At 75.2% G+C, this 17,058-nt stretch carries 16 protein-coding genes; 14 read left to right on the top strand and 2 right to left on the bottom strand.

Annotated elements, in window-relative coordinates; all coding sequences use genetic code 11:
* Window positions 1-424: 424 nt before the first annotated feature.
* The 8 genes from ABZW14_RS09850 to ABZW14_RS09815 all read left to right on the top strand — a co-directional run bounded on the left by ABZW14_RS09850 (window position 425) and on the right by ABZW14_RS09815 (window position 7,598).
* A complete protein-coding gene (locus ABZW14_RS09850) occupies window positions 425-1,057 on the top strand; it encodes an RNA polymerase sigma factor (protein ID WP_355342690.1) in 633 nt (210 codons plus the stop codon).
* Between the two features lie 16 nt (window positions 1,058-1,073).
* The gene (locus ABZW14_RS09845) at window positions 1,074-1,907 is read left to right on the top strand and encodes a hypothetical protein (protein WP_355342687.1); all 834 of its coding nucleotides are present in this window, start codon (window positions 1,074-1,076) and stop codon (window positions 1,905-1,907) included.
* A gap of 166 nt (window positions 1,908-2,073) precedes the next feature.
* Entirely contained in the window at window positions 2,074-3,309 is a 1,236-nt protein-coding gene (egtA, locus tag ABZW14_RS09840; protein ID WP_355342684.1) for an ergothioneine biosynthesis glutamate--cysteine ligase EgtA, read from the top strand.
* Entirely contained in the window at window positions 3,306-4,643 is a 1,338-nt protein-coding gene (gene egtB, locus ABZW14_RS09835) for an ergothioneine biosynthesis protein EgtB (RefSeq protein WP_355342681.1), read from the top strand. Before egtA ends, egtB begins: the two co-directional genes overlap by 4 nt.
* 16 nt (window positions 4,644-4,659) lie before the next feature.
* Complete coding sequence (gene egtC / locus ABZW14_RS09830; RefSeq protein WP_355342678.1) at window positions 4,660-5,406, top strand: ergothioneine biosynthesis protein EgtC; 747 nt, start codon at window positions 4,660-4,662, stop codon at window positions 5,404-5,406.
* Window positions 5,407-5,448: 42 nt separating this feature from the next.
* The gene (egtD, locus tag ABZW14_RS09825) at window positions 5,449-6,414 is read left to right on the top strand and encodes an L-histidine N(alpha)-methyltransferase (RefSeq protein ID WP_355342675.1); all 966 of its coding nucleotides are present in this window, start codon (window positions 5,449-5,451) and stop codon (window positions 6,412-6,414) included.
* Window positions 6,415-6,641: 227 nt separating this feature from the next.
* Window positions 6,642-7,229: a TMEM165/GDT1 family protein gene (locus tag ABZW14_RS09820; protein ID WP_355342673.1), complete on the top strand. Its 588-nt coding sequence runs from the start codon at window positions 6,642-6,644 to the stop codon at window positions 7,227-7,229.
* Between the two features lie 162 nt (window positions 7,230-7,391).
* On the top strand, window positions 7,392-7,598 hold the full coding sequence (locus tag ABZW14_RS09815) for a hypothetical protein (protein ID WP_355342670.1): 207 nt from the start codon (window positions 7,392-7,394) through the stop codon (window positions 7,596-7,598).
* Window positions 7,599-7,674: 76 nt separating this feature from the next.
* On the opposite strand, the gene nhaA is transcribed toward ABZW14_RS09815, so the two are convergent.
* A complete protein-coding gene (nhaA, locus tag ABZW14_RS09810; protein WP_355342667.1) occupies window positions 7,675-8,976 on the bottom strand; it encodes a Na+/H+ antiporter NhaA in 1,302 nt (433 codons plus the stop codon).
* A 333-nt stretch (window positions 8,977-9,309) separates the two neighbouring features.
* Here nhaA and ABZW14_RS09805 point away from each other — a divergent pair, with 333 nt between their 5' ends.
* Window positions 9,310-10,764, top strand: a complete 1,455-nt coding sequence (locus tag ABZW14_RS09805) for a polysaccharide biosynthesis tyrosine autokinase (protein WP_355342664.1) — start codon at window positions 9,310-9,312, stop codon at window positions 10,762-10,764.
* Here ABZW14_RS09805 and ABZW14_RS09800 read toward each other — a convergent pair.
* Complete coding sequence (locus ABZW14_RS09800) at window positions 10,745-11,332, bottom strand: low molecular weight phosphatase family protein (protein WP_355342661.1); 588 nt, start codon at window positions 11,330-11,332, stop codon at window positions 10,745-10,747. The genes ABZW14_RS09805 and ABZW14_RS09800 overlap by 20 nt on opposite strands.
* 144 nt (window positions 11,333-11,476) lie before the next feature.
* On the opposite strand from ABZW14_RS09800, the gene ABZW14_RS09795 reads away from it, so the two are divergent.
* The 5 genes from ABZW14_RS09795 to ABZW14_RS09775 all read left to right on the top strand — a co-directional run bounded on the left by ABZW14_RS09795 (window position 11,477) and on the right by ABZW14_RS09775 (window position 17,041).
* Window positions 11,477-12,694, top strand: a complete 1,218-nt coding sequence (locus tag ABZW14_RS09795; protein ID WP_355342658.1) for a glycosyltransferase family 4 protein — start codon at window positions 11,477-11,479, stop codon at window positions 12,692-12,694.
* Window positions 12,695-12,821: 127 nt separating this feature from the next.
* The gene (locus tag ABZW14_RS09790) at window positions 12,822-14,606 is read left to right on the top strand and encodes a DUF4012 domain-containing protein (protein WP_355342655.1); all 1,785 of its coding nucleotides are present in this window, start codon (window positions 12,822-12,824) and stop codon (window positions 14,604-14,606) included.
* A gap of 13 nt (window positions 14,607-14,619) precedes the next feature.
* The gene (locus tag ABZW14_RS09785; protein WP_355342652.1) at window positions 14,620-15,240 is read left to right on the top strand and encodes a hypothetical protein; all 621 of its coding nucleotides are present in this window, start codon (window positions 14,620-14,622) and stop codon (window positions 15,238-15,240) included.
* Window positions 15,241-15,335: 95 nt separating this feature from the next.
* Window positions 15,336-15,755 (top strand): protein-tyrosine phosphatase family protein, encoded by a 420-nt coding sequence (locus tag ABZW14_RS09780; RefSeq protein ID WP_355342649.1) that lies wholly within the window; start codon window positions 15,336-15,338, stop codon window positions 15,753-15,755.
* Between the two features lie 23 nt (window positions 15,756-15,778).
* A complete protein-coding gene (locus ABZW14_RS09775; protein ID WP_355342646.1) occupies window positions 15,779-17,041 on the top strand; it encodes a serine hydrolase in 1,263 nt (420 codons plus the stop codon).
* The last annotated feature ends 17 nt before the right edge of the window (window positions 17,042-17,058 follow it).

Below are 17,058 nucleotides of genomic sequence, written 5' to 3'. Positions count from 1 at the left end.
TACGATCGGGCAGGAAAATGTGTCCGGAGGTTCATCTGTCCGGCTCTGGGTAGGTGTTTCGTCCCGGTTAACCGGTCGCGGGGCGCATACGAGGCAAGATTTGTTACGCCGACGCGCCGAGCCCGGCTGTAGACAATTTTCACTCTTTCTCCGGCGCGCGGGACCTTGTCGAACGCGCCGTCCGCTCCTAGGCGTCGGCCCCACTCCCGCCCGCCCCGTGACGCCGGTACGGTATGTCCGCCGACGGCCGTCCTCTCACGGCGGTTCCATACGCGCGCCCGCACCCGCGGTGCTGGTGCCGATCAGGTCAGCGGGGGACTGATGGTGCGGGTGGAGGTCCGGTCGTCCGACCGGGCGGGCGTCGGGCACACCGGCACCGACGGGCGCCGGTCCGGGGCGACGGCACGGCGGGAACGGCGGATCCATGACCGGTGAGCTGAGCGAGGCGGTCACCGCCGCGCAGGACGGCGACGAGGAGGCGTTCCGCTTCCTCTACCGCAGCCTGCAGCCCGGCCTGCTGCGCTACCTCACCGCCCTGGTCGGCGCCGACGCCGAGGACGTGGCCTCGGAGACCTGGCTCCAGATCTCCCGCGACCTGCCCCACTTCACCGGCGGCGAGTTCCGCGCCTGGACGGTCACCATCGCCCGCAACCGGGCCATGGACCACCTGCGCCGGCAGCGGCGGCGACCCGCACTGCCGGTGCCCGTGCAGGCGCTCAGCGAGCTGGCCGGCGACGCGGACACCGCCGAGCGGGCCGGCGAGACCATCGGCACCGAGAGCGCGCTGGCGCTGATCGCCAGCCTGCCGCCCCGCGAGGCGGAGGCCGTGCTGCTGCGGGCCGTGATCGGGCTCGACGCGGAGACCGCCGGGCGGGTGCTCGGCCGGCGGGCGGGCGCGGTGCGTACCGCCGCGCACCGGGGGCTGCGGCGCCTGGCCGCGATGCTGGAGCGGGCCGACGCGGACCAGCCGGCCGACCGGGCCGGGGGAGCGACGCCGCCCCGTCCCCGTGCCGGGCGGGGCCGGCAGGCGCCCAAGGCCGAGCCGGCGGACGGTTGACGTGAGGGGAAACGGGATGAGTGCTGGCCGGTCCGACGGACCCGCCGACCGGGCGGAGTCGGAGCGCCTCCTCGACGCGGCCCGTGCCGGGGCGCGCCCGGAGGTGGCGGCCGATCCGCTCGCGCACCTGCTCGCCGCGGCGGCCGCCCCGGGCACCGCGGCGGAGCTGTCCGGCGAGGAGCAGGCGCTCGCCGCGTTCCGGGCCGCCCGGGCGCACCCGGCCCCGGCCGTCGTACCGCGGCCGCGGCACCGCTTCCGGGTCGGCGCGGTGCTGGCCGGGCTCGCCGCCACCGCCACCGCCGGGGTCGCGTTCGCCACGGTGAGCCTCGACCGGGGGCCCGAACCGGCGCCGCCGCCGGCCCCGACCACGCCGGGCGACGGCACCGGTGGCCCGAGCAGCGCCACGAATGACCCGGGCACGCCGACCGGCCCCGGCCTGACCCCGCCCGGCGGAGCCTCCGGCGGCGTTCCGTCCACCGCGCCGACGCCCGGCAGGTCCGGCGGGCCGGCGAGCGCCGGGAGGCTCGAGGGGCAGTGCGGCGCCTACCTGGCCAAGTCCGACGCGCAGCGGGCCAGGGCGCTGGAGAGCCCCGGGTTCGCCGACCTCGTGGCCGCCGCCGGTGGCGCCGACCGGGTGGAGGGCTACTGCCTGACGCTCGTTCCGGAGAAGTCCCCGAAACCGAAGGGCCCGCCGACGCCGACGTCCGGACCGACCGCCGGGCCGACCTCGGAGTCGAGGGCGAAGTCGACCCCGGAGCCGAAGGTGAAGTCGTCGGCCGCGGTACGCCGTACGGCGCCGGCCGGGTCGCCCGCGCGCTCCGCGAAGCCGAGCGCCGCCCCCGGCCGCTGAGCGGGCGCAGACCGCCCCGCAACCGGATTCCGGACAAATATTCATCTCCTCGGGCGCGCGGATTCCGTCTGCTAGACAGAAGATGGTGGGACCGCCGCCGGCCGCCACGGCAGGGCGGCCGGCCGACAGCGTGGTCACCCGCCCCCCCGGGGAGAGGAGCCGTCTCGTGGTGATGTCGCCGGACCTGGACCGGGCAACCGTCCTGGGAGACGAGGCGGCGGCCCGCGGGCACCTCGCCCGGATCTGCTTCAAGACCGGACCACCCACCCTGACCGGCGTCGAGCTGGAATGGACGGTGCACGACGCCGCGGACCCGACCCGCCCGGTCGACCGCGAGCGACTGCGCCGGGCGTTGGGACGGCACAGCCCCGTCACCCTCGACCCCACCAGCCCGGCCGCCGGGCTCCGGCGCGGTGGCACCGTGACCGTGGAGCCGGGCGGGCAGGTGGAGATCTCCTCCGCGCCGCGACCGTCGATCGCCGCGCTCGTCCTGGCCACCGAGGCCGACATCGCCGAGTTGCGGGCCCTCCTGGACGCCGCCGGCCTCGTCCTGGGCCGCACCGGCATGGACCCCTGGCGTCGCCCGCGCCCCGTCGTGGAGACCCCGCGCTACCGGGCCATGCGCTGCGTCTTCGACCGGCACGGGCCGGCCGGCCGGGCGATGATGTACAGCACCGCCGGTCTCCAGGTCTGCCTGGACGCGGGCGAGCCGGACCGGCTGGCCGAGCGGTGGGCGGCCGCACACGCCGTCGGGCCGCCGTTGCTCGCCGCCTTCGCCACCGCGGACCGGCACGCCGGACGGTCCACCGGCTGGGCCTCCACCCGGATGGCCGCCTGGCTGGCCATCGACCCGGCGCGTGTCCGCCCGGTCTGGTCCCCGGCACGGGCCGACCAGGACCCGGTGGCCGCCTGGAGCGCGTACGCGCTCGCCGCGCCCCTGCTCTGCCTGCGCGGCGACGGTCCGGACTGGACGCCACCCGAGGGCGTCACGTTCGCCGACTGGCTGGCCGGGGCGCTGCCCCACCCGCCGACCACCGACGACCTGGAATACCACCTCAGCACGCTCTTCCCACCGGTCCGCCCGCGCGGCTACCTGGAGCTCCGCTACCTGGACGCGCAGCCCGGCCGGGAGTGGACCGTGCCGCTGGCGGTGCTGGCCGCGCTCTTCGCCGACCCGGACGTCACCCGGGACGCGCTGGCCGTGGCCGGCCCGGTCGCCGACCGGTGGTCCGCGGCCGCCCGGCGCGGGCTGGCCGACCGTCCGCTGGCGACCGCCGCGACGGACCTGTTCGACCTGGCCCTGACGGCCCTGCCCCGGCTGGACCTGCCAGCCGGGATCCACGACGAGACGAGCCGAGCGATCCGGCGGCGCCGCGCCGCCGCGGAGAGGGGACACCGGTGACCACGACCGAGCGGCCGGCGGCCGAAGGCGAGCAGTTGCGCAGCCGGATCGCCGCCGAACTGGAGCGCGCCCGCACCCGCACCGCGCTGCTCACCGACGCGGTGGACGACGACGACCTCGTGCGGCAGCACTCCACGCTGATGTCCCCGCTGGTCTGGGACCTGGCGCACGTCGGCAACCAGGAGGAGCTGTGGCTGGTCCGCGACGTGGGCGGACGCGAACCGGTGCGCCGCGACATCGACGACCTGTACGACGCGTTCAAGCAGCCCCGCAAGGACCGCCCGGCCCTGCCGCTGCTGCCGCCGGCCGAGGCGCGGGCGTACGTGCGGACCGTCCGGGACAAGGTGCACGACCTGCTGGACGGGATCCGGTTCACCGACCGGAAGCTGGTCGAGGACGGCTTCGCCTTCGGCATGATCGTCCAGCACGAGCAGCAGCACGACGAGACCATGCTCGCCACCCACCAGCTGCGCGCCGGTGGCCCGGTGCTGGACGCCCCGCCGCCGCCCGAGCCGCGCGTCCGGGTCGGTGGCGAGGTGCTGGTGCCGGCCGGGCCGTTCACCATGGGCACCTCCACCGATCCGTGGGCGCTGGACAACGAACGCCCCGCGCACACCGTCGACCTGCCCGCGTACGCCATCGACGCGGCGCCGGTCACCAACGGGCAGTACCGCGCCTTCCTGGCCGACGGCGGCTACGACGAGCCGCGCTGGTGGAGCGAGGCCGGCTGGCGGCACCGGGTCGAGGCCGGGCTGAACGCCCCGATGCACTGGCGGCGCGACGGGGACGGCTGGGCGTACCGCCGGTTCGGGCGCTGGTCGCCGGTGCGTGACGACGAGCCGGTGGTGCACGTCTGCTTCCACGAGGCGGCGGCGTACGCGGCCTGGGCCGGCAAGCGGCTGCCCACCGAGGCGGAGTGGGAGAAGGCCGCCCGCTGGGACCCGGCGACCGGCCGCTCCCGCCGCTATCCCTGGGGCGACGCGGACCCGGTGGACGCGCACGCCAACCTGGGGCAGCGGCACCTGTGGCCGGCGCCCGTGGGCGCCTACCCGGAGGGCGCCTCCCCGCTCGGCGTGCACCAGCTCATCGGGGACGTCTGGGAGTGGACGTCGTCCAGCTTCCGGGGCCACCCGGGCTTCGTGGCGTGGCCGTACCGGGAATACTCGGAGGTCTTCTTCGGCGATGACTACCGGGTGCTGCGCGGCGGCTCGTTCGGCACCGACCGGTCGGCCTGCCGCGGCACCTTCCGCAACTGGGACTACCCGATCCGGCGGCAGATCTTCAGCGGTTTCCGCTGCGCCCGCGACGCCCGTCCCGAGGAGGTTCACGCGTGACGGGTGGTGCCGCCTGATGTGCCGCCACCTGGCGTACATCGGTCCGCCGGTCAGCCTGCGCAGCCTGCTCTTCGACCCGCCCCACGGGCTGCTGCGGCAATCCTGGGCGCCGAGGGACATGCGCGGCGGCGGCACGATCAACGCGGACGGGTTCGGGGTCGGCTGGTACCCGGGCGACGGCGAACCGGTCCGCTACCGGCGGGCGCAGCCGATGTGGAGCGACACCACCCTGCCGGACCTGGCCGGGGTGACGGTCGCGGGCGCGGTGCTGGCCGCCGTCCGCTCCGCCACGGTCGGCATGCCGCTGCACGAGACGGCAGCCGCGCCGTTCGCCGAGGGGCGCTGGCTGTTCAGCCACAACGGGGTGGTCCGCGGCTGGCCGGACAGCCTGGTCCCGCTCGCCGCCGGGCTGCCGGTCCGCGACCTCGTGACCCTGGAGGTGCCGACCGACTCGGCGCTGCTCTGGGCCCTGGTCCGGCACCGGCTGCGGGCCGGCGCCCCGCCCGGCGACGCACTGGCCGAGACCGTCGCGGCGGTCTCCGCCGCGGCACCGGGATCGCGGCTGAACCTGCTGCTCACCGACGGCGCCACGGTGGCGGCCAGCGTGGCCGGCCACGCGCTGTCGGTGCGGCGTACCCCGGATTCGGTGCTGCTGGCCTCGGAGCCCTCCGACGACGACCCCGGCTGGCGGCCGGTGCCGGACGGCCGGCTGGTGGTGGCCACCGCCGGCGGGCTGGAGACCCGGGAGCTGACGGTCGCCTGACATCCCTCTCTCCCACACCGGTAGGAACAGGAAGGACTGCTGATGAGCGCGGAGCCACTGGAGATCCACCTGGAGGAGCAGGACCTCGACCGCGGCCTGCGGGAGGACGTCCGGGTCGGTCTGGCCGCGACACCGAAATGGCTGCCACCGAAGTGGTTCTACGACGCCCGGGGCAGCGAGCTGTTCGAGGAGATCACCCGGCTGCCGGAGTACTACCCGACCCGGGCCGAGCGGGCGGTGCTGGCCGCGCATGCCGGCGAGATCGCCGCGCTCACCGGTGCGAAGACCCTCATCGAGCTGGGCTCCGGGTCGTCGGAGAAGACCCGCCTGCTGCTGGACGCCTTCACCCGCCACGGCGACCTGGGCAGCTTCGTGCCGCTGGACGTCTCGGTCAGCGCGCTGCGCGGGTCCACCGAACAGATCGCCTCCGCGTACCCGGGGCTGCGGGTGCGCGGCATCGTCGGCGACTTCACCCGGCACCTCGATCGGCTGCCGACCGGCGGCCGGCGGCTGGTGCTGTTCCTCGGCGGGACCATCGGCAACCTGCTGCCGGTGGAGCGGGCCGAGTTCCTCATCGCGATGCGCGCGGCGCTGGAGCCCGGCGACTGGCTGCTGGTCGGCACCGACCTGGTGAAGGACCCGGCGGTGCTCGTTCCCGCCTACGACGACGCGGCCGGGGTGACCGCCGAGTTCAACCGCAACGTGCTCCGGGTGATCAACCGGGAGCTGGGGGCGGACTTCGACCCGGCGGCGTTCCGGCACGTGGCGGTGTGGGATCCGGAGCACGAGTGGATCGAGATGCGGCTGCGGGCCGAGCGCCCGGTGCGGGTACGCGTGCTCGACCTGGACGTCCGGTTCGCCGCCGGCGAGGAGATGCGGACCGAGGTCTCGGCCAAGTTCCGGCCCGAGGGGATCGCCCGGGAGCTGGCCGCGGCCGGGTTCGCCCGGCAGGCGTTCTGGACCGACCCGCAGGGCCTGTTCGGGGTCAGCCTGGCCCGGGCGGACTGAGCCGCCGGTGAGCCTGTTCACCCCCGGCGACCCGGGTGCCGGTGATCGGCTAGGCTGGGCGGCGCGAAGGGGAGTAGCCCCCAATGTCGTGGTCGACATACTGATGCGTTCCGCATCCGGCCACGCGGCCCCGGTCCGCCGGGGCGGGCGAGACCTTCGACTCAGGCTGTCGCAGCCGGGTCGAGGGCGCCCCCGTACCTCCTCCCGGCTTGATCGGGAAGGTTCACATGGACGGTTTCCTCGTCGCGCTGGTGGTCAGCTTCGGCGTCATCTTCGTCGCCGAACTGGGCGACAAGTCCCAGCTCATGGCCCTGACGTTCGCCACCCGCTTCCGGCCGTTGCCGGTGCTCATCGGCATCACCATCGCCACCGCGGTCGTGCACCTGGCCTCGGTCGCCATCGGCTACGGCCTCCACGCGGCGCTGCCCACCGGCTGGATCTCCCTCATCGCCGGTCTGGCGTTCCTCGGCTTCGGCGCGTGGACGCTGCGCGGCGACAAGCTGACCGAGGAGGAGAAGCGGAAGGCGGAGAAGAGCAGCCGCAACGCCATCGTGGCGGTCGGCGTGGCGTTCTTCCTGGCCGAGCTGGGCGACAAGACCATGCTCGCCACCATCACCCTGGCCACCAAGTACGGCTGGTTCGGCACGTGGCTCGGCTCGACCCTCGGCATGGTCGCCGCCGACGCCCTGGCGATCCTGGTGGGCCGCCTGCTCGGCCGGCACCTGCCGGAGAAGGCCATCCGGTACGGCGCGGCCGTGCTCTTCGCCATCTCCGGCCTCTGGCTCGTCTTCGAGGCGATCGCCGAGCTGACGTGAGCCCGCCGGCCGGTTCCGCCGCACCCGTGGCGGCGGAACCGGCCGCGGATGATCGAGGACCGCGTCCCCTGGGTATGAACATCCGGGCGACGCCGCGGCGGGTGACGACCACCGCCTAGCGTGAGCCACGAGAGGAAACCGGATGACCGGGAGGTCCCAGGCATGAGCAGGCACGACGAGCCCAACGAGTACGGCTTCGCCGGGGAGACCACGGCTCCGGAGCCGCCGGCCGGCGGGCGCCCCGACGAGCAGGACCGGATCGAGGAGATCGCGGTTCCGGGCGACGACCTCACCGAGCCGGTCGCCGACGCGCTGGAGGAGGAGACCGAGGAGCGCGGCGAGGAGCGCCCGGCCGACCGACGCCGCTGAACCGCCGCGCGCCGGCCGCAGGATGGCGGCCGGCGCGACCCGGGCCGGCCGCTGCCGACGGCCTCCGGGTCGCCGGCTAGGCCGGCCGCTCCTGGTAGACGTCCGGGACGCCGTCGCCGTCGGCGTCCCGGCTCTCCCGCTCGCTGATCCGCCGGTAGGCCCGGTTGCGCCGGAGCAGCACCATCGAGGCCAGCCCGGCGGCGACCAGCGAGCCGAGCAGGACGGCCGCCTTCACCCGATCGTCCTCGGGGCTGCCCGGCCCGAACGCCAGCTCCCCGATGAGCAGCGACACGGTGAAGCCGATGCCGGCCAGCAGGGCCAGCCCCGCCAGGTCCGCCCAGGTGATCTCCTCGTCGAGCTCAGCCCGGGTGAACCGGGCCAGCAGGAACGTCGAGCCGAACACCCCGACCGCCTTGCCGAGCACCAGGCCGGCGGCCACCCCGAGGACCACCGGGTCGGTGAGGACGGCGGCCAGGTCGACGTCGACCAGGGACACCCCGGCGGCGAAGAACGCGAAGACCGGCACCGCGAGGCCCGCCGAGACCGGCCGCCACCGGTGCTCCAGCCGCTCCGCGGGCCCCGGTCCCCTGCCACCGGCGGGGCGTACCGGCACCGTGAAGCCGAGCAGCACCCCGGCCACCGTGGCGTGCACACCCGAGGCGTGCACCAGGGCCCAGGCGACCACCGCGAGCGGGAGCAACGCCCACCACCAGGTGGGCCGGCGCCGCACCAGCAGGGCGAACGCGGCGATCGGCAGCACCGCGCCCAGCAGCGGCAGCGGGTGGAGGTCGGTGGTGTAGAAGACCGCGATGATGATGATCGCGAAGAGGTCGTCGACCACCGCGAGCGTGAGCAGGAAGGCCCGCAGGCCCTGCGGCAGGTGTGAGCTGACCACGGCCAGCACGGCGAGGGCGAAGGCGATGTCGGTGGCGGTCGGGATCGCCCAGCCGCGCAGCCCGGACCCGCCGGCGCTGAGCGTCACCGTGACGTAGACCAGCGCCGGCACGACCATGCCGCCCAGTGCCGCCACCACCGGCAGCGCCGCGCGCCGCGGGTCCCGCAGGTCGCCGGCGGTGAACTCCCGCTTGAGCTCCAGACCGGCCACGAAGAAGAAGATCGCCAACAGGCCGTCCGAGGCCCAGGCGGCGAGGCTGAGGTCCAGGTGGAGCCCCGCGCCGCCCGGCCACGGCACCAGGTCGCCCAGGTCCGCGTACGCGGCGCGCCAGGGGGAGTTGGCCCAGACGAGCGCGACCAGCGCACCGAGCAGGAGCAGTGCCCCGCCGACGGTCTCCGTGCGCAGCACGTCGGCCAGGAACCGGGCCTCGGGCCAGGAGCGGCGGGACAGCAGGCGTGGTGGGGGCGGGGTGCGGCCGGTCATGCGGTATCCGTTCCGGGAGCAGGGGTCGGCGGAGTGACCGCCGACCAGACTTCCCGGCACACCGCTTCCGACCCTATCCGGTCCGGCGAACGGGCCGCGAATCGAGGGAAATCCGCCGCACCACCCGTCGGGGTCCGGCGTTAACAGGGAGAGGACGCCACCGGCGGCTCTGGAATGAGGCGATTTAGACCGTCTGTGCGGTTATGGTCGTTTATATTCGTCGAGTCACTCACCGTGATGTATAGGCGTTTGATCGTGGCACGCGTACTGGGGTTTTTAGGGGGCTTTCGTGCAGTTTCATCGGCAGACCGGCGTGTCGCGAGGGGGAGCGTGATGGACGTTCTCGGCTACCTGCGCCTGGTCCGGCGCCACTGGTGGATCGTGCTGGTCACGGTGATGATCGCCGTCGGCGCCGCCGCTCTCGTGACGGTCCGGACGGCGCCCCGTTACGAGGCCTCGGTCACCTTCTTCGTCACCACGCCGAGCCAGGGCGTCACCGACGCCTACCAGGGCAGCCTCTTCCTCCAGCAACGGGTGAAGTCCTACGGTGACCTGCTCACCAGCGACCGGCTCGCCCAGAGCGTCGTCGCCGACGCCCCGCTCGGGCTCACCGCCGACCAGGTCCAGCGCCGCATCACCACCTCCACCGAGGCCGGCACGGTGCTGCTGAAGGCGACCGTCACCGACACCGACCAGACCCGGGCGCTCAAGACCACCGAGACGCTCTCGGCCAAGTTCGTCGAGCTGGTGCAGAAGGTGGAGACCCCACCTGACGGCAAGGCGCCGCCGATCAAGCTGGAGGTCGTCAGCGGCCCCCGGGTGACCGCCAGCCCGGTCTCGCCGCAGCCGGTGCGCAACCTGGTCATCGGCGGCCTGCTGGGGCTGCTGCTCGGGGCGGGGCTGGCCGTGCTGCGCGGGCTGGCCGACGTCCGGATGCGGGACGCCGCCGCGCTCCAGCGGGTCACCGGCAGCCCGCTGCTGGGCGAGATCCCGTTCGAGTCCGGGGCGAAAGCGGCCCCGCTGATCGTCGGTGAGGCGGCCAACTCGCCGCGCGCCGAGGCGGTGCGCAAGCTCCGAACCAACCTGCGCTTCGTCGACGTGCACGAACCGGCCCGGGTCATCGCGGTCACCAGCGCGTTGCAGGGCGAGGGAAAGACCACCATGGCCTGCAACACGGCCATCGCGCTGGCCGAGGCGGGCTGGCGGGTGCTGCTCATCGACGCCGACCTGCGCCGCCCCAAGGTCGCCGACTACCTCGGCCTCGACGGCGGCGTCGGGCTCACCGACGTGCTGGTCGGCGACGTCCAGGTCGGTGACGTGGTGCAGCGGTGGGGCGACAAGTCGCTGCTGGTGCTGCCCAGCGGGGCCACCCCGCCCAACCCCAGCGAACTGCTCGGCTCCAAGGCCATGGCGGACCTGCTGGTGGCGCTGCGCGAGTCGGCGGACATCGTGGTCATCGACACCGCGCCGCTGCTCGCGGTCACCGACGGCGTGGTGGTGGCCGTGCAGGCCGACGGCGCACTCCTGATCACCCAGCAGGGGCGGACCTCGCGCAGCCAGGTGGCCGCCGCGGCACACGCCCTGCACTCGGTCTCGGTGCGCCTGCTCGGCTGCGTGCTGAACATGGCCAAGGTGGCCAAGGCGGACGCCTACCAGTACGAGGCGTACAAGGTGGTCGTGCCGACCACCGGGCCGTCCGTGCCGACCGACCGCGCCGGCGTGGCCCGGCGCGGGGGGAAGGCGCCCGTGGGCGACCACACCCAGGAACTCACCCGGCTGTCCCGATGAGCGCGAGCACCGGTCGGATCGACCGCTCGATCTCCTCGGCGCAGCGCCGGAAGTCGGCGGGCCGCCCGCCGATGGGGTCGCGCAGGTCGTCCGCGTCGGGGGCGGTGGGTTGCAGCCGCCCCCGGACGCGGGCGGCCGCCACCACGGCGGCCCGCAGCGGGGAATCCGCGGCCGCGCCGCCCGGCGCGGCCGGCTCGGTCGCCTCCGCCGCCTCGGCGGTGGCGGCGGCGGCCAGCCGGGCGAACTGGCGGAGCGTGAAGGTCCGGGGCAGCGCGGCCGGCGCCATCGCGGTGCAGACCGAGCGCTGCCGCCGGGTCGCGGTCAGCACCAGGGCGGCCCGGGTCAGGTGCTCCGGGCGGAGCCGGCGGGTGCGGAACGCCGCCGGGTCCGCGCCGGTCCCGGCGGCCACCTCGACCGCGTACGGGTGCATGGCCGCTCCGTCGAGCGCGTCGGTGCCCGCGCTGGCCACCGTGACCGGCAGGTCGCGCAGCAGCCGGCGGGCGATGAACTCCGCCATCGGGGACCGGCACATGTTGGCGTGGCAGACGAAGAGCACCCCGTCGACCATCTGCACCCCTCTCGTCGGCACGGTCGCGGGAAACGGCGCCGCGACGGTGGTGTTCCGGCGGTCACGGCCGGACGCGGAGGGGATGCCGGAATCCTACGGGGTGCCGGGACCCGCGGGTGGGGAAGCCTCGCCGGGAGCGCGGCCATGAAGATCGGCATCCTGTCCTACCACTTCCCGCCCGAGCCCGCCTTCATCCCCGGCAGCCTGGCCGAGGAGCTGGCCGCCCGCGGCCACGAGGTACGCGTGCTCACCGGCTTCCCCGACTATCCCGGCGGGCACGTCTATCCGGGCTGGCGGCAGCGCTGGCGGCACCAGACGCGCAGCGAGCGGCTGACCGTCCGCCGGGTGCCCCGGTACGCGGCCGGTGACGGCTCCGCGCGGGCGCGGATGGCGAGCTGGCTCTCCTTCGCCGGCAGCGTGGCGCTGACCGGCCGGCGCTACCTCGGCGACGTCGACGCCCTCTACGTCTTCCAGCTCCCGGCGGTCACCTTCGCCGCGGCGGGCCTGCTGCGGCTGCTCGGCCGGGTGCCGACCGTGCTGCACGTGCAGGACGTCTGGCCCGAGGAGGAACCGTCCCGGGCGGGCGAGGCGCGCCGGTGGTCGGGCCGGCTGGACGCCACCCTGCGCCGGATCTACCAGGAGGCGGGCGCCGTCGCGGTCACCGCACCCTCCATGCGGGACCTGGTCGTGGCCGGGGGCGCCGACCCGGACCGGGTCCGGGTGGTGCTGAACTGGACCGACGAGCGGATCTTCCACCCGACCGAGCCCAGCCGGGCGGCCCGCACGCTGATCCGGCGGGACGGCCGCTGCGTGGTGATGCACGCGGGCACGATCGGCGTACGGCAGGGGCTGGAGACCGCGGTGCGCGCGGCGGCCGCGCTGGACGGCCGGATGGACCTGGTCCTGGTCGGCTCGGGAGCCGAGGAGCGGCGGGTGCGGGGGCTCGCCGCCGAGCTCCGGGCGGACAACGTGCGGTTCGTCGACCGGCGGTCCCCGTTGGACATGCCGGAGCTGTACGCGGCGGCCGACTACCAGCTCGTCATGCTGCGTGACCTGCCGGAGCTGCGGGGCATGGTGCCCGGCAAGCTGCAGGCCGCCCTCTCCTGCGCCGCGCCGGTGGTGGCGTCGGCGGGCGGCGACACGGTGGCGCTGGTGGAACGGGCGCGGGCCGGGCTGTCCTGCCCGCCGGAAGACTGGGCCGCACTGGCGGACCGGTTCTGGCTCGCCTCCGCGATCCCGCCGCCCGCGCGGGTGGACATGGGTCGTCGGGGACGGGACGCGTACCTGCGGGAGATGTCGCTGCGGGCCGGCGTCGACCGGATCGAGGGGCTGCTGCGCGAGGTCTCGGCCCGCGCTCGCTGACCGGAGCCGCACTCACGAAACCGCCACACCATGACGAAGCGCACGATAACGCCCCGAACGGGTGGAGTTTCGTGCTAGAAAGCGATCAATCGTCAATGGTGTCCGATTTCGAGTGCGGGAGAGTGGTGTGACGGAAAGCGGTGGGACGTCCCACCGGCGGCGGCGCTCCCGGCGCCGCAGCCGGGCCCGGGTACGCCGGGTCCTGCTCGTCGGGCTGGTCGTCGTCTCGGTGCTGCTTGCCGGCGGCGGCTGGGTCGGGTTCCGCGGCTGGCAGGCCCGCGCGCACCTGCTCAACGCGGCCGGTCTGGCCCAGGAGCTCAGCACCCAGGTGATCGGCGGCGACGTGGCCCGCGCCCAGCGCACGCTGGCCGCTCTCCAGGAGCAGGCGGCCGCGGCCCGGAGCGCCACCGGCGACCCGGGCTGGTGGCTCGGCCAGCAGACCCCGTACGCGGGCGACGATCTGGCCGCGGTGCGTCAGATCGCGGTGGCCGTGGACGACCTCGCCCGGCTCGCCTTCCCCACCCTGCTCCGGGTCGACCTCGCCTCGCTGGTGCCGAAGGAGGGGAAGCTCGACCTGGGCCGGCTGCGGGCCGTCTCGGCCGAGGTCTCCGTCGCCGACCAGGCGGTGCGGCGGACCGGGGAGCGGTTGGGCGCGGTCACCACCGACGACCTCGTGGGGCAGGTCCGGGACGCGGTCTCCGGCCTGCGGACCGAGCTGGACCGGCTGGGCGAGCTCACCTCGGCCGCCGACCAGGGCGCCCGGCTGCTGCCGGCGCTGCTCGGCGCCGACGGTCCCCGCAGTTACCTGCTCGTCTCGCAGAACCCGGCCGAGTTGCGCGCCACCGGGGGCATGTTCGGCGCGCACGCGGTGCTGCGGGCCGAGGGCGGCCGGATCCGGATGTCCGGCCAGAACAGTGCGAGCAGCCTGGGCTCGTTCACGCCGCCGCTGCCCGTGAGCCCTGAGCTGCGGGGGCTGTGGAAGGACCTGCCCGGGACGTACCCGGCCGATGTCAACCTCGGCCCCGACTTCCCGACCGCGGCGGCGCTCTATCGCGAGATGGTCCGCCGGCGCACCGGCACCACGGTGGACGGCGTGCTCGCGGTGGATCCGCTGGTGCTGTCCTACCTGCTCGCGGTCATCGGGCCGGTCACGGTGCCGGGCCGGCCGAGCCTGGCCGGCAGCACCGTGGTCCGGACGCTTCTCAGCGACACCTACCGGATGCTGGACACGAGGGAGCAGGATGCCTACTTCGCGCAGGCCGCGTCCGCGGTGTTCGACGCGCTCTTCGCCAAGGCGGTGAGCCCTCGTGCCCTTTTGACCGTTTTCACCCGTTCTATTACCGAACGTCGGATATTGTTCTGGAGTGTCCATCCCACGGAGCAACGCGTCCTCGGCGACAGCCGGTTGACCGGGAAGCTCCGCGACAAGGACACCGTGCCGACCGTCGGCGTGTTCGTCAACGACGGCAGCGGCGCGAAGCTCGGCTACTACCTGAGGTTCTCGGCAACCGTGACGGCCGGCGACTGCCAGCCGGACGGGCGCCGGGAGCTGCGGCTGCGGGTCACGGTCCACTCCACCGCCCCGAAGTCGGGCCTGGCCAGGTCGGTCACCGGCCTCGCGCTGTCCGGCGATCCGTACACCGCCCGCACCCTCGTGTCGGTCTACACGCCGACCGGAGGGGCGGTGCTCGGCGGCCGGCTGGACGGCCGGGACACCGCGATGGGCAGCGGGACCGCCGGCAGCCGACAGGTGACCGTGGCGAGCGTGGAGGTCAAGCCGGGTCGTACCCGGACCCTCGACGTCACCCTGCTCACCGGCAAGACGAGCGCCGGCACGGCCGAGCTGGTGCTCACACCCACCGTCACCCCATGGACCACCCACGTTGTTTCCGCACCAAGCTGTGATCAGTAGGAGGGAATCCATCATGCGGCTATCCCGCATCTTCATGGCGCTCACGGTCGGCCTGGCCGTGGCGGCCGTGCCGACCGCGGCCGGCGCGGCACAGCCGCAGCCACCCGTGTACCCGCCGACGAACCCGTCGCTCACCATCTCGCCGCCGACCATCCGCCTCGGCGAGACCTTCACGATCCGGGCCGAGGGCTTCCTGCCCGGCGCGGTCGCGATCACCGTGGCGATCAGCGGCAACCCCAACGCCGCACCCGCGCAGGGGTCGGTCCGTCGCAGCGACGGCAGTGCCGTCGCAATGACCGCGGTGGCCTACCAGCAGCCGCAGCCGGCGCCGACCGCGTTCAGCGCGACGGCGGACGACAACGGTGAGTTCACCATCACCTACCGGCCCACCCGGACCGGGCGGCACACCTTCACCGCCACGCAGGGGAACCGGGTGGACAGCGCCACGGGCATCGTCCTGCCGGCCCGGCCGGACCGGCCGGGCCGGCCGGGCGGCGGCAACCTGCCGGTGACCGGTGACAGCCTCGGCACGCCGGTGAAGCTCGGCGGCGGCCTGGCCGGCGCGGGTGCGGTGCTGGTACTGCTGTCCCTGGCCTGGCGCCGGCGCGGTCGCTTCGGGGTCGGCTCCCGCTGACCCGAGGCGCCCGGACCGCTCGTGGCGGTGCCCGCCGGACGTGGTCCGGCGGGCACCTCCACGCCGTCCGCTCCGCGAACCCGCACAATGTCCGGATGGACCCGACGCCGCCGTGGACGGACCGCACCGGCCTGCTGGTGCTGCCGCGCGGCGCCGCCGTACGCGGGCGGCGGATCGCCGCGCCCGCCGCGCCCGCCGACTTCGCCCTGCTGCTGGCGCCCGGGCCGGACCCGGCCTGGCCGGCCCGCCGGATCCGCTGGCCCGACTTCTGGCTGCCGCTCGACCGCGCCGACGCGCTCGACGCGCTGCGCGAGGCGTGGCGCCGGGCGTACGCGGGGGAGCGGGTCGAGGTCGCCTGCCACGGCGGCGTCGGCCGCACCGGCACCGCCCTCGCCGCGCTGGCCGTCCTCGACGGGCTCGCTCCCGAACCCGCCGTGGCCTGGGTCCGCGCGGGCTACCACCCGCGGGCGGTGGAGACGCCGTGGCAGCGCCGGTGGCTGCGCCGCGTGAGCTGATCGACTGGGTAGGGTGCCTCTTCATGAGCGCACGGGTCCTGGCCGCCACCACCGTCGTCGCCCTGCTCGCCGCCGCGGCGCCCGCCCCGGCCAGCGCCGCGCCGCCGGTGACCGCCGCCCCGGCCGCGGTGCCCTGCCCGCGCCTGCCGGCGCCGAAGGTCACCCGGCCACCGCGCCCCACCCCGCCCCCGTCCGTGCCGCAGGACCAGGCCGTCGGCGGCGAGGCGCTGGCCACGCCGGGCCTGGTGACGCCGGCCGGCAGCCCGGCGCCCCCGGCGGTCACGGCCACCACCTGGCTGGTCGCCGACCTCGACACCGGCGCCGTGCTCGGCGCCTGCGGCGCGCACGAGTACGGCACCCCGGCGAGCACCCAGAAGCTGCTGCTGACCGCCACCATGCTGAACCGGATCGATCCGAAGCAGGTGGCTACCGCGACCCGGGCCGACCTGGACATCGAGCGGGGCAGCTCGGCCGTCGGCCTGCTCGTCGGCGGGCGCTATCCGGTGGAGACCCTCTGGCTGGGGCTGTTGCTCCAGTCCGGCAATGACGCCGCGAACATGCTGGCCCGGCTCGGCGCCGGCAGCGCCCGCGCGGGTGTCGCCGAGATGAACGCCGAGGCGCGCCGGCTGGGCGCCCGGCAGACCCACGCCGTGACGCCGTCCGGGCTGGACGGTCCGGGGCAGTTCACCAGCGCGTACGACCTGGCGCTGATCGGCCGCGCCTGCTTCGCCGACGCGCGGTTCCGCCGGTACGCGCTCACCGAGCGGGCACAGATCCCCGCCCAGCCCGCGCTCAAGGCCGGCGGGTTCCAGATCCAGAACGAGAACCAGCTGATCCACCGCTATCCGGGCGCCCTCGGCGGCAAGACCGGCTTCACGGAGCTGGCCCGGCACAGCTTCGTCGGTGCGGCCCAGCGCGACGGCCGGCGGCTCGTGGTCACCCTGCTCGGCGCGGAGGCCCGCCCGGTACGCGGCTGGCAGCAGGGCGCCCAGCTGCTCGACTGGGGCTTCTCGCTGCCCCGGGACGCCTCGGTCGGCCGGCTGGTCGAGCCCGGCGAACCGGATGCCGAGCCGGCCGCACCCAAGGGCTCCCCGGCCGGGGCCCACCCGACCCCGCCGCCGGCCTGGCGGGGGCCGGCCGGGACCGCGCTGCACCGGATGGCCGACGGCGACTGGCGGGTCATCGTGCCGGCCGCCGGCCTCCTCGCGCTGATCGTCGGCGGCGTGGTGGCCGTGCTGACCGCCCGCCGGGGCCGGTCCCGCCGGGTCGGCCGCCGCCGCGCCTGACCGGCAGGTTCCCCCCC

The organism is Micromonospora sp. NPDC004551 (assembly GCF_040609975.1).
Classification (GTDB): domain Bacteria; phylum Actinomycetota; class Actinomycetes; order Mycobacteriales; family Micromonosporaceae; genus Micromonospora.
Note: the sequence above shows the minus strand (reverse complement) of the source record. Positions and strands in the feature narration are given on the sequence as shown.